Source organism: Paractinoplanes aksuensis, assembly GCF_024137025.1.
GTDB lineage: Bacteria > Actinomycetota > Actinomycetes > Mycobacteriales > Micromonosporaceae > Actinoplanes > Actinoplanes aksuensis.
In genome coordinates, this window is sequence record NZ_JAMYJR010000017.1 from 76448 (window position 1) to 89211 (window position 12764).

Genomic DNA, 12764 nt, shown 5'->3' on the forward strand with positions numbered 1-12764 from the left:
CGCAACGCCCTGCGGCGTGCGATAAACGTCGATGGAAACAACTTGGAAACAGGCGGTTGACGTGCGCGCCGAGAAAGTTACACTGCAAGTGTAAATAGTTTGCCGGGATCGCTCCACAGAGGACGGCCGCGCCGTTCTTCCGAGCCGAGGTGACCATGTCAGCGGAACCGCTCCCCGACGACGATCAGGGCCTGGCCCTGCACCACATAACCGTCCGTTTCGGAGGCTTGCTCGCCCTCGACGACGTCTCCCTGCGGGTCGCGCCGGGTCGCATCGTCGGGATCATCGGACCCAACGGCGCGGGCAAGACCACCCTCTTCAACGTCATCTGCGGGTTCGTGGGCCCCCAGTCCGGCGCCCTCACCCTCGACGGCAAGGCGTTCCGGCCCAAGCCGCACCACCTCACGCGGCGCGGCATCGCCCGCACGTTGCAGGGGGTCGGCCAGTTCAGCGGCATGACCGTCCTCGAGAACGTGCTGGTCGGGGCGCGGTCGCGCAAGCCCGAGGCGGACGCGTGGGCGGCGCTCGAGCGCTGCGGCGTCGCCGAGCACGCCGGCGCGCTGCCGGGCTCGCTGCCCTACGCGAAACGCAAACGGGTCGAGCTGGCCCGCGCCCTGGCCGCGAAGCCCCGCATTCTCATGCTCGACGAGCCCGCCGGTGGCCTCGACGCCGACGAGATCCGCTGGCTGGCCGAGCTGATCCAGGGCGCGCAGACCACGGTGCTGCTCGTCGAGCACCACATGGAACTGGTCATGTCGGTCTGCGACGAGATCCTGGTCCTCGACTTCGGCAAGCCGATCGCGCTCGGCACCCCGGGCGAGATCCGCACCAACGACAAGGTCGCCGAGGCCTACCTGGGGGCGGCGGCATGAGCGCGCTGCTCGAGGTCGAGGGGCTGACCGCCGGCTACGGCGCCGCGCCCGTGCTGCACGACGTCAGCCTGACCGTCGAACCCGGACAGATCGTGGCCGTCCTGGGGGCCAACGGCGCGGGCAAGTCGACTTTGCTGCGCACCCTGTCGGGCTTGCTGCCCGCCACCAGCGGACGCGTCACCTTCGACGGGCAAGACCTGCGCGGCATCAAGGTCGAACGGATGGTGCACCACGGCATCGCCCACGTGCCCGAGGGCCGCGGTGTCGTCACCGAGCTGACCGTCGACGAAAACCTGCGTCTCGGCGGGCTCTGGCGCAAACCGCAGCCCCCGCTCGAGCCGATCTACGAGCTGTTCCCCCGGCTCGCCGAGCGCCGCGGCCACCTGGGTCACCAGCTCTCGGGCGGCGAGCGCCAGATGCTCGCGATCGGCCGCGCGCTGGCCGCCCAGCCCCGGCTCCTGCTGCTCGACGAGCCCTCGCTGGGCCTCGCCCCCAAGATCACCGCGCAGATCATGGCTCTGCTGCGCGACCTGCGCGACCGCACCGGGCTGGCCGTCCTGCTGGTCGAGCAGAACGTCCGCAGCGCGCTCTCGATCGCCGACCAGGGGGTCGTGCTGTCGCTGGGCCGCATCGTCACCCGGCACGACGCGGCGACGCTCGTCGACGACGCCGACCTCCGGCACGCCTACCTGGGGTTCTGACATGGACCGATTTCTCTTCCTCACCTTCGACGGCCTGAGCCGGGGCGCCGTCTACGCCGCGTTCGCGCTGGCCCTGGTGCTGATCTGGCGGGCCACCCGCATCGTCAACTTCGCCCAGGGCGCGATGGCGGTGGCCACGGCCTACGTGGCCTACTCGGTGGCCGACGCGACCGGCTCCTACTGGCTCGGCTTCATCGTCGCGCTGGTCGCCGGCCTGCTGATCGGCGCCGGCGTCGAGCGTGTGGTGATGCGCTTCGTCGACCACTCGTCCCCGCTCAACGGCGTCGTCGTCGCGCTCGGCCTGGTGCTGATCATCCAGGGCGTGCTCGGCATGATCTACGGCAACGAGTTCCGGCCGGCCCCGGCCCCGTTCAGCCGCGACGCCTTCAACATCGGCGGGGTGGCCCTGCTCTCCCGCTACGACCTGTTCGTGTTCGCCGCCGTGGGCGCGGTGGTCGTGCTGCTCACGCTGCTTTTCACCCGTACGCCCACCGGGCTGCGCATGCGGGCGGCCGCCTTCGCGCCCGACGTGTCCCGGCTGCTCGGCGTGCCGGTCGGCGGCATGCTGACGCTGGGCTGGGCGCTCGCCGCGGCCGTGGGCTCGCTGGCCGGCATGCTCGTCATCCCCACCGAGCTGGGCCTGCATCCGACGGCGATGGACATCGTCTTCATCTCCGCCTTCACGGCGGCCGTGCTGGGCGGGCTCGACAGCCCGATCGGCGCGGTGCTCGGCGGCCTGATCGTCGGCCTGCTGCTCTCGTACATCAGCGGTTACCTCGGCGCCACGGTCGCCCCGATGGCCGTCCTGGCCCTGCTCGTCGTCGTCCTGCTGAGCCGTCCCGACGGTCTCTTCTCCCGATCGAAAGCGAGGACGGCATGACTGTGGTCCGGGATCGCGTCGCCACACGCATCGCCTCGCCGCCGATGCGGAGAAGGTTCAGTCCCCTGCTCGTCGTCATGATCGGGGCCGCGATCGTCGTGGCCCTGACGTACACGCTGCCGCCGTTCCGCACCTACCAGTTGGCGACCGTGGGGGCATACCTCTGTGTCACCGCGGGCCTGACCGTGCTGACCGGCCTCAATGGACAGCTGTCGCTCGGCCACGGCGCGTTGATGGCCACCGGGGCCTACACGTTGGCGCTCTGGCAGAACAAGTTCAACCTGCTCGTCGTCGGCATCATCGTGGCGATCCTGGTCACCACCGCCGTCGGCGCCGTCATCGGCCTGGCCGCGGCCCGGCTGCGCGGGCCCTACCTGGCCGGCCTCACCCTGGCCGTGGCCGTGGTCGTGCCCTCGATCACCAGCACATTCGACGAGACCTTCAACAGCGACCAGGGCCTGTCGGTGATGTTGAACCCGCCGCCCGAGTCCATGACGAACGAGCAGTGGCAGGCCTGGGTCTGCTGGGGTGGCGCCCTGATCACCGTGCTGGCGCTGGCCCTGCTCACCCGGGGCCGGTTCGGCCGGGACATGCGGGCCGTGCGTGACGACGAGACAGCAGCCCGTCTCGCCGGCATCAGCGTCGCCCGCACGCAGGTCGCCGCGTTCGTCGTCTCGGCGGCCTGCGCCGGTCTGGCCGGCGCCCTCTTCGCGGTCATCGCGCAGAGTGTCTCGCCCGGCGCCTTCCCGCTCACCCTCTCGCTGTTCCTGCTGATGGCGATCGTCATCGGCGGGCTCGGCCGGCTCACCGGCGCCCTGATCGGCGCGGTGCTGCTGGTGGCGCTGCCCGCGGTCGCGCACGAGATCGGCGAGGCGGCCGGCTCGCAACGGCTCGAGGGCAACCTCGCGCTCACCTTCTTCGGCGTCGTTCTCGTCGTCGTCATGCTCGCCGCGCCTGGTGGGCTCGCTTCACTGCGCCCCTTCAAGAAGAAAGGCCACCGATGAAACGCACCGCGACCGCTCTCACCGCCGCAGTGCTGCTGGCCGTCTCCGGCTGCAGCAACTCCGACGGCGGCGGCAGCAGTAGCAGCGCCGACACCCCGGGCGTGACCGACACCGAGATCGTCGTCGGCACGCACATGCCCCTCACCGGCCCGGCGGCCGCCGGCTATTCCAAGATCGCCCCGGCCACCAAGGCCTACTTCGACTACGTGAACGCGAACGGCGGCGTGCACGGCCGCAAGATCACATACAAGATCATGGACGACGGCTACAACCCGGCCAACACCCAGCAGGTCGTACGGCAATTGGTGTTGCAGGACAAGGTCTTCGCCATCCTGAACGGCCTGGGCACGCCCACGCACAGCGGCGTGCTCGACTTCCTCAAGACCAACCGGGTGCCCGACCTGTTCGTGGCCAGCGGCAGCCGCAGCTGGAACCAGCCCGACAAGTATCCCGGCACGTTCGGCTTCAACCCGGACTACACCGTCGAGGGCAAGATCCTGGCCACCCACGTCAAGACCGAGCACGCCGGCAAGAAGGTCTGCTTCCTGGGCCAGGACGACGACTTCGGGCGGGACAGCCTGGCCGGCATCGAGAAGATCCTGGGTCCGGTCGCGGCCAAGCAGTCGTACGTGACCAGCAACCCCAACGTCGGGCCGCAGATCGGCGCGCTCAAGGCGGCCGGCTGCCAGGTCGTCATGCTGGCCACCGTGCCCGGCTTCACCGCGCTCTCGATCGGCACCGCCGCCAAGATCGGGTTCAAGCCGCAGTTCGTGGTGAGCAACGTCGGCTCCGACCCGACCACCCTGGCCAAGACGCTGGGGGCGGCCGCACCGCTGCTGGAGGGCGTCGTGGCGGCGAACTACCTGCCGCTGGTCAACGACACCGCGAACCCGTGGATCCAGCTGTACACGAAGGTCAACAAGGAGTACAACTCCGGTGCCGAGATGGACAACAACGTCGTGTACGGCATGTCCGTCGCGTACCTGTTCGTCCAGTCGCTGCAGGCCGCGGGCAAGGACCTGACCCGTGACGGCATCATCGAGGCGGTCAAGAAGGGTGGCTTCACCGGGCCCGGCCTGGTGCCGACGCGCTACTCGGCCACCGACCACTCCGGCTACGGCGGCGAGCAGCTCACCACCATCGAGGGCGGCCAGGCCAAGTGGATCGGCAAGCCGTTCCGCACCGACGACGGCGACGGCGCGGTCGAGGTTTACGAGCAGGCGGCGGTGGCCCCGCCAGCGAACGGCATCCCCGCTGCCTAAGGTGGGCTTCGGGACTACATGATCAGAACTGACGAGGGAGTGTTGATGGCGGACCAAGTGGCGATCGTTACGGGAGCCAGCAGAGGGATCGGGTTCGCCATCGCGCAACGCTTCGTGGCCGACGGATACAAGGTCTGCATCACCGGGCGGGACGCGGCCGCGCTCGACTCGGCGGCCAAGGATCTGGGCGGGGCCGAGGTGGCGATCGGGGTGGCCGGCAAGGGTGACGACCCCGATCACCGCTCCGCCGTCGTCGACACCGTGCTCGGGCAGTTCGGCCCGGTCACAGCCCTGGTCAACAACATCGGCATCAACCCCGTCTACGGGCCGCTGGCCTCGCTCGACCTGGGCGCGGCGCGCAAGATCTTCGAGGTCAACGTGCTCGGCACGGTCGGCTGGGTGCAAGAGGCCCTGCGCGGCGGGCTGGCCGAGGGCGGCTCGATCGTCAACATCTCGTCGGTCTCGGGCGTCCGACCGGCGCCCGGCATCGGCTTCTACGGCGTCACCAAGGCCGCGCTGATCCACCTCACCGAGGAGCTGGCCGTCGAGCTGGCGCCCAAGGTGCGGGTCAACGCGGTCGCCCCGGCCGTGGTCAAGACCAAGTTCGCGTCCGCGCTGTTCGAGGGCCGGGAGGAACAGGTGTCGGCCGGCTATCCGCTGGCCCGGCTGGGCGTCCCCGAGGACGTGGCCGGCGCGGTCGCGTTCCTCAGCTCGGCCGACGCCGGCTGGATCACCGGCCAGACCCTCGTCCTCGACGGCGGCGTCACCCTGACCGGGAAGATGCAGTGAAGCGGGTCGTCGTCACCGGCGCCGGCGGCGGGATCGGCGCGGCGCTGGCCCGCCGGTTCGCGGCCGAGGGGGCCGAGGTCGTCGTCAACGACGTCGACCCGGCCGCGGCCGAGGCGGTGGCCAGCGAGATCGGCGGCCTGCCGGTGCCCGGGGACGCGGCGAACGAACAGGACACCCAGCGCCTGATCGACACCGCCTGGGCCGAACTGGGCGGCATCGACCTGTTCTGCGCCAACGCCGGGGTGCTGACCGCGGGCGACGAGAACACCCCCGACGACGTCTGGACGCGCGACTTCGCCGTGAACGTGATGTCCCACGTCTACGTCACGCGGGCGTTGCTGCCGCGGTGGCTCGACCAGGGTGAACCGAAGCGGCTGGTCATCACCGTGAGCGCGGCCGGGCTGCTCTCGCTGCTCGGCAGCGCGCCCTACGCGGTCACCAAACACGCTGCCCTCGCCTACGCGGAATGGCTGCGCGCCACCTACCACCACCGCGGCATCACGGTGCAGGCCTTGTGCCCGCAGGGCGTTCGCACCGACATGCTGACCCGGGGCAGCGCGCGCGGCAGCGCCAGCGCCGCCCTGCTGGCCGAGAGCGCTCTGGAGCCCGACGTGGTCGCGGCCAAGGTCGGCGAGGCGTTGCAGGGCGACAGCTTCCTGATCCTGCCCCACGCCGAGGTGGCCGAGTTCTACCAGCTGCGGGCGGCCGACCCCGACCGCTGGCTGGGTGGCATGAACAAGATGCAGCGCGCCTTCGAGGGCGAGGCCCGATGAGGGGACTCGACCTCGAACGCCTGCGGGCGTACCTCAAGAGCGAGCGGGAACTGACAGGTCGCATGTTCGCCGGCGGCCGGTCGAATTTGACGTACGCGGTGACCGACGGCGAGCAGCGCTGGGTGCTGCGCCGTCCCCCACTCGGCCACGTGCTGCCCACGGCCCACGACATGGCGCGCGAACATCGCGTACTCGAAGCCCTGTCGAAGGCAGGCTTCCCCGCGCCTCGGCCGGTGCTGCTGTGCACCGACACCGAGGTGATCGGCGCGCCCTTCTATCTGATGGAACACGTCGACGGCACCATCTATCGCGACATCGCCGCCCTCGAAGCGCTCGGGCCCGACCAGATGCGGGCGCTGACGCTGTCGCTCGTGGACACTCTGGCCGACCTGCACGCGCTCGACCCGGCGGCGATCGGGCTGGAGGGCTTCGGCCGCCCCGAGGGCTTCAACCAGCGCCAAGTCGTGCGGTGGAAGAAGCAGCTCGACGCGTCCCGCAGCCGCGAGGTGGCCGGCATCGAGGAGCTGCACGCCCGGCTCGCGGTCGACATCCCGGCCGGCGGCCCGGGCACGGTGGTGCACGGCGACTTCCGCCTCGACAACGTGCTGATCGGCGACGCGCTGCAGGTCAACGCCGTCCTCGACTGGGAGATGTCGACGCTGGGCGACCCGCTCAGTGACGTCGCCCTGATGCTCATCTATGCCGACCTGCCGCTCAACCCGGGCGCGGGCGGCCGGCCGACCGCGCCGCTGCGCGTGCCCGGGCACCCGAGCCTGGCCGAACTGGGCGCTCGCTACGCCGAACGCAGCCGGCGCGACGTCAGCGATCTGCACTGGTATGTGGGATTTGCCGCGTTCAAGCTCGCCGTCATTCTCGAGGGCGTGCACTACCGATACGTTCAGGGGCAGACCGTGGGCGAGGGCTTCGAGTCGATCGGTCAGATGGTCGGCCCACTGGTCATGCGCGGCCACGAGGCGCTGGAGGGACACTGATGGACTTCGCCTTCGACGAGCGGACCGAGGACTACCGCAAGCGGCTTCTGTCCTTCATGGACGACCACGTCTATCCGGCCGAGGCCGGCTTCCACAGCGACTCCTGGTCGCCGCCGCCCCTGCTGGACGACCTCAAAGCCGCTGCGAAAAGCGCGGGTCTGTGGAACCTGTTCCTGCCCGGCGAGCACGGCGCCGGCTTGAGCAACCTGCAGTACGCGCCGCTGGCCGAGATCACCGGCCGCAGCCCGCACATCGCGCCACCCGCGCTGAACTGCGCCGCGCCCGACACCGGCAACATGGAGGTGCTGGCCGAGTTCGGCACCGAGGAGCAGAAGCAGCAGTGGTTGCAGCCGTTGCTCGACGGCACGATCCGTTCCGCTTTCGCGATGACCGAGCCGCAGGTCGCCTCGTCCGACGCCACCAACATCGGCACCCGGATCGAGCGCGACGGCGACCACTACGTCATCACCGGGCGCAAGTTCTACATCACCGGCGCCATGAACCCGAACTGCCGCATCTTCATCGTGATGGGCAAGACCGACCCCGACGCGGCCCGGCACGTGCAGCAAAGCATGGTGCTGGTCCCCCGCGACACGCCGGGCGTGACCGTCAAGCGGGGCATGACGGTCTTCGGCTACACCGACGGCGATCACGGCGGCCACGCCGAGGTGCTGTTCGAGGGCGTACGGGTGCCGGTGTCGAACCTCATCGGCGAGGAGGGCGGCGGCTTCGCCATCTCACAGGCGCGCCTGGGCCCGGGCCGCATCCACCACTGCATGCGGCTGATCGGGATGGCCGAACGTGCCCTGGAACTGATGTGCACGCGGGCGCTGAGCCGCACCCCGTTCGGCAAACCGCTGGCCGAGCAGGGCGTCGTGCAGGACTGGATCGCGGAGTCCCGCGTGCGCATCGAGCAGGCCCGGCTGCTGGTGCTCAAGGCGGCCTGGCTGATGGACACGGTCGGCAACAAGGGCGCCCACACCGAGATCCAGGCCATCAAAATCATCGTGCCCGCGACGGTCGAATGGATCGTCGACAAGGCCATCCAGACCCACGGCGCCGCCGGCGTCGGACAGGACACGCCGCTCGCGGCACTATGGGCGGCAGCGCGTACGCTGCGGCTGGCCGACGGACCGGACGAGGTGCACAAGCGCTCGCTGGCCCGGCGGGAGTTGAACCGCTACCGGAGCGCCGCCTCGTGAGCCCAGCCCAGCAGCGTGTCGACGGGCGCACCGCCCGGTCCGAACGCACCCGCAACGCCATCGTCGACGCCCACCTGCAGCTCATCGGCGAGGGTGACCTGCGCCCGACCGCCGACCGCATCGCCAGGACGGCGGGCGTGTCGCTGCGCGCGCTGTGGAGCCACTTCGCCGACATGGAGGCCCTGTTCACCGCGAGCGGCAAGCGGGTCCTCGAACTGCGCGACGCCTCGCACCGGCCCATCTCGCCCGACCTGCCGCTGGCCGAGCGCATCGAGGCCTACTGCCGGCAGCGGGCCCGTCTGCTCGAACAGATCGGCCCGACGGCCAAGGCGGCGGCGATAAAAGAGCCGTTCAGCGACACGCTGCGCCGCTACCGCCGCATGCACGTCAAACGGGTCCGCGAAGAGCTGGCCACCCTGTTCGCCCCCGAGGTCGACGGCAACGACGAACTGCTCGACGCCCTGACCGCGGTGAGCATGTGGCCGACCTGGGCCACCTGGCGCGAAAACATGGACCTGTCGGTAACGGCGGCCAGGTCGACGCTGTCGAGAACAATCACGGCCCTGCTGGGCGCGGCTTAGCGTTGCGCAATCGGATGCCGCTGAAGTCGAGCGTGCTCTCGACAACCTGATCCCAGAAGGGCCACAGGTTGTCGAGCACACGCAGCTGGATGCCAGCCGAGGCGTGGCAGGCGAACAGATCGCCCACCTCTTCGGCCGGCCCGAGCGGCTCGACCACCTCGGTGGCCACCATCGCGTGCGGCTCGGCGCCCGGCGAGGCGATCGGCTGGAACGGCCCCGCCGGAAGCCGGTAGGCGTAGAGCCGGGCCGTGCGGATCGCCTCGAGCCACCCGTACTCGATGGCATGCACCCGCACCCCGCTGCCGGCCCCGACAATACGATCCCGATCCACATCGGACGTGCCGTCGACCACCCACGCCATCGCCCGCGGACATTGCCGCGGAAACCAGTAGTCGGGCGCCCGATCGGCCCCGACCGCCCACACGTACGCCTCAGCCTCCCGCGACGTCACCGCCACGTGCGGCACGAACCGCGCGATACCCGGATCCTCACTGAAGTGCAGCACTTCCCCAGCCCGTGGACGCATCCCTGCAGTCTCCCAGCCCGGTCGCGTCGGGCCGCAATGCATAAACGCTTTCCTACTCGTTTGACACTGGCGTCATGGGATTCAGCATCGGCGAGGGGCCAGCGACACGAGTGAGCCTTTCGCTGCTGGAGGGGACCGCCGACGCGATCCGGGCCCGCGTGGGCAAGCGCGAATTCTCCGCCTACATCGCCGAGGCGGTGGAACGGGAGTTGCGGGGGCAAGTGCTCGACGAGTATCTGGCCGACTACGAGAGCCGTCGGGGGCCGGTTTCCGAGCAGGCCCGCGAGCGGGCACGGCAGGTCTTCGACGACGTGTTCACCGAGGCTGAGGTCGAGTGACCCGCCGCCGCCCGAGCCACGAGGGAACGTTGGTGCTCGACAGCGAGGGGCTTTCGAAGTTGCTCGCCGACGACGAGCAGGTCGTGGCTCTGGTGGCCGCGGCCCGCGCCCGTGGCATGGAAGCCGTGATCAGCGCGCTCACCATCGTCGAGGCCGTTCCCGCCCGCACGAACAAGTCCCGCCTGAACTGGGTGCTCTCCGGCGTGCGGGTGATCCCGGTGGGCGAGGAAGAGGCAAGGGCAGCCTCGAAATTACTGATGGACGCCGGTCTGCATGGCCACAAGTATGCGATCGATGCGGCGGTCGCCGGGGCGGCGCTGCGCCAGCGCCGCCCCGTGGTGATGCTGACCTCCGATTCCAACGGCATGATCAAGCTGTGTGGCGGTCGCATCAGTCTTGTGAGGGTGTGAAGCAAGGCCGTCAGCCGGACTTGGTTCGGATGACGCGGTTGTCTGTGTCGAGCCAGGCGTGGACGATGCCGTCGAGTTGGCGGGGGTCGTGGTCGCCGCGGAGGAATCTGATTCGGTCGCGGCCTACGCCCTCGTCGTGGAGGTCGGCCAGGGTTTTGCCTTTGACCGTGCGGGCCAGCCAGTCGGCGCGGCTGCGTTGGGTGCGGCGGGCCAGGGCGAGGTGCAGCAGGGCCAGGTCGGCCAGCCGGTCCGGGATCTTGATGTTGGTCTCGGTGAGCCAGCCGGCCCGCCACAATCCGTGGTTGGTGCCCCACCAGGCGATGGTGGCCGGTGGCTCCGATTCGGGGAGCTCGTGCGGGTTGGTGTCGAGCCCGCCGCCCGTCATGGCGGCGTCGCGGCCGTCGCAGAACTCGCAGGGCTCGTCCGCGTTGTGCATGGCCCGCGGCCATTCGTTCAGGGCCAGGTGCGGCACGCGGGTCCGCTGCCACTTCCATGAGTCGGCGGTCTCCTGGGCCGCTTCGCGCGACGGATACAGCCTCGGCTCGTGGCCGGCCATCGACGGCTGGCCCATGGCCGCGTACACCGATGGGCTGTGGACCGGCCGCACCCGATAGTTGACCAGGTTCTCGGTGTTGATCACGAGCCGGATCAGGCTGCGGCCGCCGGTGCGGCGGCGGGTGCCGACCACGTAGCGCTGGTCGCCGCCGTCGCCCCACAGCGTCGGCATGACCCAGACCTTCGCCCCGGGTACGAAGTGGCGCGTGCCCGGCCGCTTCGTCGGGCCCTGGCTGATGAAGGCGTACCGGCTGACGTTCGCCACCACACCCCAGGTGAGCGGATCCACCGTCTACAACGTCCGCTCGTAGCAGAGGGAGATCTCCGAGCCCACGTACTGGCCATAGAGCGGAATCCCGCGGTAGCCCTCGCGCTCGTAGAAACGGATCGCCTCGGGCTGTTCCGTGCCGGTCTCCAGGCGCAGCGTCGTCCAGCCGCGGGTGACGGCGGCCGCCTCCAAAGCGCGCAGCACTGCGGTAGCCACGCCGCTGCCCCGGCTGGACGGGACGACGTACATGCGCTTGATCTCCGCGTGGGTGCCGTCGAGGCCGCGGAGGCCGCCACAGGCCACGGGTGTGCCGTCGGGGGCCGAGGCGACCAGGAACACGTCGATGTCGGCGGCCGACGGGGGCGCGCCGGGCTCGTGATCGTCGCTGCCGTAGCGGGCGTCGAGTTCGGCCCGCTGGGCAGCGCGCAGAGTCACGCCCGCGGGATCCTCCCAGGGGCGTACGTCAATGGTCGTCATCGCTGGTGGCCATCTTGTTGAGGGCGGCGGCCAGGTCGTCGAGGTCGAGGGCGTCGAGGTGGTCGAAGATGTGGCGGCGGACGCTGGTCAGGTGGGTGGGCCAGGCCTCGCGCAGGCGGGCCAGGCCCTTCTCGGTCAGCACGGCGTTCCAGCCGCGGGCGTCCTCGTCGCACTTGACCCGGTTGAGGTAGCCGAGGGATTCCAGCTTGGCGGCCAGGCGGGTCATCCCGCTGAGGGACATGTCACACGACTGCGCGAGTTCGCTCATGCGCATGCGGCCATGGGCAGACTCGGAGAGGTGGCGCAGCACGCTGTATTCGCTGAGCGTCATGCGCTGATCAGCCTCGAGGTCGGCGTTCATCGCCCGGGGCAGCACGAGCAGGAGCCGGCCGAGCGCCCGCATGACCGACTCCTCCTGGGGGGTCAGCGGAACGGGTGATGTGGCGGACATGACGTTGATCGTAGGCCGAGGATGCAGGAATAGTTGCTTGACGAAGCAAGTTAGAGCGCGAGGACACACCGACCAGCGCCAGGCTAAGGAAGAAAAAGCGATGACCAAGATCGGAATCATCCTCGGCAGCACCCGCCCCGGCCGCAACGGCGAAGCCGTGGCCAAGTGGGTCTACGACGTCGCGGCCAAGCGCACCGACGCCGAGTTCGAGCTCGTCGACCTGCTCGACTACAACCTGCCCCACCTCGACGAGGCGATCCCGCCGTCGATGGGCCAGTACAGCCAGCCGCACACGATCGAGTGGGCGAAGAAGATCGACTCGTTCGACGGCTTCATCTTCGTGACCCCGGAGTACAACCACTCCACCTCGGGCGCGCTCAAGAACGCCATCGACTTCCTCTTCAAGGAGTGGAACAACAAGGCCGTCGGCTTCGTCGGCTACGGCTCGGTCGGTGGCGCCCGCGCCGTCGAGCACCTGCGTCTGATCGCCGGCGAGCTCATGCTGGCCGACGTGCGCGCGCAGGTTCTGCTGTCGCTCGCGACCGACTTCGAGAACTACAGCAAGTTCCTGCCCAGCGAGCGCCAGGAGCAGGCCCTCGGCGCGGTCCTCGACCAGACCGTGACCTGGAGCAAGGCGCTCGAGCCGGTGCGCGCCACCGCCTGAGCGGGCTGAAGATCAAAAA

18 protein-coding genes are annotated in these 12764 nt (G+C 69.9%); 14 read left to right on the forward strand and 4 right to left on the reverse strand.

The features are described from left to right. Positions 1–155 precede the first annotated feature (155 nt). From M1L60_RS17230 to M1L60_RS17275, 10 genes are read left to right on the forward strand one after another with little or no spacing between them, the layout of a single operon-like run. Complete coding sequence (locus M1L60_RS17230) at positions 156–872, forward strand: ABC transporter ATP-binding protein (RefSeq protein WP_253238445.1); 717 nt, start codon at positions 156–158, stop codon at positions 870–872. Further along, complete coding sequence (locus M1L60_RS17235; protein ID WP_253238446.1) at positions 869–1573, forward strand: ABC transporter ATP-binding protein; 705 nt, start codon at positions 869–871, stop codon at positions 1571–1573. Before M1L60_RS17230 ends, M1L60_RS17235 begins: the two co-directional genes overlap by 4 nt. 1 nt (position 1574) lies before the next feature. Then, positions 1575–2453 carry a branched-chain amino acid ABC transporter permease gene (locus M1L60_RS17240; protein ID WP_253238447.1) on the forward strand — a complete coding sequence of 293 codons (879 nt, stop codon included), beginning with the start codon at positions 1575–1577 and terminating at the stop codon, positions 2451–2453. Further along, complete coding sequence (locus tag M1L60_RS17245) at positions 2450–3457, forward strand: branched-chain amino acid ABC transporter permease (protein WP_253238448.1); 1008 nt, start codon at positions 2450–2452, stop codon at positions 3455–3457. Before M1L60_RS17240 ends, M1L60_RS17245 begins: the two co-directional genes overlap by 4 nt. Beyond that, the gene (locus M1L60_RS17250) at positions 3454–4719 is read left to right on the forward strand and encodes an ABC transporter substrate-binding protein (protein WP_253238449.1); all 1266 of its coding nucleotides are present in this window, start codon (positions 3454–3456) and stop codon (positions 4717–4719) included. Before M1L60_RS17245 ends, M1L60_RS17250 begins: the two co-directional genes overlap by 4 nt. A gap of 45 nt (positions 4720–4764) precedes the next feature. Continuing rightward, complete coding sequence (locus M1L60_RS17255) at positions 4765–5508, forward strand: SDR family oxidoreductase (protein WP_253238450.1); 744 nt, start codon at positions 4765–4767, stop codon at positions 5506–5508. Then, complete coding sequence (locus tag M1L60_RS17260) at positions 5505–6281, forward strand: SDR family NAD(P)-dependent oxidoreductase (protein WP_253238451.1); 777 nt, start codon at positions 5505–5507, stop codon at positions 6279–6281. The genes M1L60_RS17255 and M1L60_RS17260 overlap by 4 nt, the downstream gene beginning before the upstream one ends. Further along, a complete protein-coding gene (locus M1L60_RS17265; RefSeq protein ID WP_253238452.1) occupies positions 6278–7273 on the forward strand; it encodes a phosphotransferase family protein in 996 nt (331 codons plus the stop codon). The genes M1L60_RS17260 and M1L60_RS17265 overlap by 4 nt, the downstream gene beginning before the upstream one ends. Then, complete coding sequence (locus tag M1L60_RS17270; protein WP_253238453.1) at positions 7273–8475, forward strand: acyl-CoA dehydrogenase family protein; 1203 nt, start codon at positions 7273–7275, stop codon at positions 8473–8475. Before M1L60_RS17265 ends, M1L60_RS17270 begins: the two co-directional genes overlap by 1 nt. Beyond that, positions 8472–9056, forward strand: a complete 585-nt coding sequence (locus tag M1L60_RS17275; protein ID WP_253238454.1) for a TetR/AcrR family transcriptional regulator — start codon at positions 8472–8474, stop codon at positions 9054–9056. The genes M1L60_RS17270 and M1L60_RS17275 overlap by 4 nt, the downstream gene beginning before the upstream one ends. Here M1L60_RS17275 and M1L60_RS17280 read toward each other — a convergent pair. Beyond that, complete coding sequence (locus tag M1L60_RS17280; RefSeq protein WP_253238455.1) at positions 9031–9582, reverse strand: DUF6886 family protein; 552 nt, start codon at positions 9580–9582, stop codon at positions 9031–9033. The two genes, M1L60_RS17275 and M1L60_RS17280, sit on opposite strands and share 26 nt — an antisense overlap. A 74-nt stretch (positions 9583–9656) precedes the next feature. Here M1L60_RS17280 and M1L60_RS17285 point away from each other — a divergent pair, with 74 nt between their 5' ends. Both M1L60_RS17285 and M1L60_RS17290 read left to right on the forward strand, forming a co-directional pair. Then, positions 9657–9920, forward strand: a complete 264-nt coding sequence (locus tag M1L60_RS17285; RefSeq protein WP_253238456.1) for a hypothetical protein — start codon at positions 9657–9659, stop codon at positions 9918–9920. A gap of 32 nt (positions 9921–9952) precedes the next feature. Next, positions 9953–10330, forward strand: coding sequence for a hypothetical protein (locus M1L60_RS17290; protein WP_253238457.1), 378 nt, complete (start codon positions 9953–9955; stop codon positions 10328–10330). 10 nt (positions 10331–10340) lie between these two features. Here M1L60_RS17290 and M1L60_RS17295 read toward each other — a convergent pair whose 3' ends face one another. Continuing rightward, complete coding sequence (locus tag M1L60_RS17295) at positions 10341–11057, reverse strand: hypothetical protein (RefSeq protein WP_253238458.1); 717 nt, start codon at positions 11055–11057, stop codon at positions 10341–10343. On the opposite strand from M1L60_RS17295, the gene M1L60_RS17300 reads away from it, so the two are divergent. After that, the gene (locus tag M1L60_RS17300; RefSeq protein ID WP_253238459.1) at positions 11056–11196 is read left to right on the forward strand and encodes a hypothetical protein; all 141 of its coding nucleotides are present in this window, start codon (positions 11056–11058) and stop codon (positions 11194–11196) included. The genes M1L60_RS17295 and M1L60_RS17300 overlap by 2 nt on opposite strands. Here M1L60_RS17300 and M1L60_RS17305 read toward each other — a convergent pair. Both M1L60_RS17305 and M1L60_RS17310 read right to left on the reverse strand, forming a co-directional pair. Next, positions 11178–11630 carry a GNAT family N-acetyltransferase gene (locus tag M1L60_RS17305; RefSeq protein WP_253238460.1) on the reverse strand — a complete coding sequence of 151 codons (453 nt, stop codon included), beginning with the start codon at positions 11628–11630 and terminating at the stop codon, positions 11178–11180. The two genes, M1L60_RS17300 and M1L60_RS17305, sit on opposite strands and share 19 nt — an antisense overlap. After that, on the reverse strand, positions 11617–12081 hold the full coding sequence (locus M1L60_RS17310; protein ID WP_253238461.1) for a MarR family winged helix-turn-helix transcriptional regulator: 465 nt from the start codon (positions 12079–12081) through the stop codon (positions 11617–11619). The genes M1L60_RS17305 and M1L60_RS17310 overlap by 14 nt, the downstream gene beginning before the upstream one ends. 100 nt (positions 12082–12181) lie before the next feature. On the opposite strand from M1L60_RS17310, the gene M1L60_RS17315 reads away from it, so the two are divergent. Continuing rightward, positions 12182–12745 carry an NADPH-dependent FMN reductase gene (locus M1L60_RS17315; protein ID WP_253238462.1) on the forward strand — a complete coding sequence of 188 codons (564 nt, stop codon included), beginning with the start codon at positions 12182–12184 and terminating at the stop codon, positions 12743–12745. Positions 12746–12764: the final 19 nt, after the last annotated feature.